The sequence below is a fragment of the Streptomyces sp. sk2.1 genome (assembly GCF_008120935.1).
In the GTDB taxonomy this organism is placed as follows: domain Bacteria; phylum Actinomycetota; class Actinomycetes; order Streptomycetales; family Streptomycetaceae; genus Streptomyces.
This window is the reverse complement of the sequence record NZ_RDBO01000222.1, coordinates 1-731: the sequence shown is the minus strand read 5'-3', so window position 1 is coordinate 731 and position 731 is coordinate 1. Positions and strand designations below refer to the sequence as shown.

At 72.7% G+C, this 731-nt stretch carries 1 protein-coding gene; it reads left to right on the top strand.

The window, feature by feature from the left end; translation table 11 throughout:
• Positions 1–731 (top strand): AMP-binding enzyme (locus tag EAO76_RS42845; RefSeq protein ID WP_148841617.1); only part of this gene is annotated, 731 nt, incomplete at both ends.

Here is a 731-nt window from a genome sequence, read left to right as displayed (position 1 = left end):
CCCCTCCACCAGTCCCTCCTGGACCACCCGGCACGCTCGTCCCACGACCTCTCCGCCCTGCGCCTGGTCGTGACGGGCGCGGCGGCCGTCCCCCTGAAACTGGTGGAACGCCTGCGCACGGAGCTCGGCATCGCGACGGTCCTCACCGCGTACGGCCTCTCCGAGGCGAGCGGCATCGTCACGATGTGCCGCCGCGGCGACCCGGCGGAGACCATCGCCACCACCTCGGGCCGGGCGATCCCGGGCACCGAGGTCCGGGTACTGGCCGACCCCGGCGAGCCCGGCGAGATCCTGGTCCGCGGTTTCAACGTGATGGCGGGCTACTTCGAGGACCCCGGCACCACGGCCGCCGCGATCACCCCGGACGGCTGGCTCCGCACCGGCGACGTGGGGATCCTCGACGGGGCGGGCAACCTCCGGATCACCGACCGGATCAAGGACATGTTCATCGTCGGCGGCTTCAACGCGTACCCGGCCGAGATAGAACAGCTCCTCGGCCTGCACCCGGACGTGGCCGACGTGGCGGTGATCGGCGTCCCGGACCCCCGGCTCGGCGAGGTCGGCAGGGCGTACGTGGTCCGCAGGCCGGGCGCGACGACGACCGCCGACGACCTGATCGCCTGGTCGAGACGCGAGATGGCGAACTACAAGGTCCCCCGCACGGTCRAGTTCGTGCCCGGCCTCCCGCGCAACGCGAGCGGCAAGGTGCTGAAGGGGGAACTGCGGGGGCG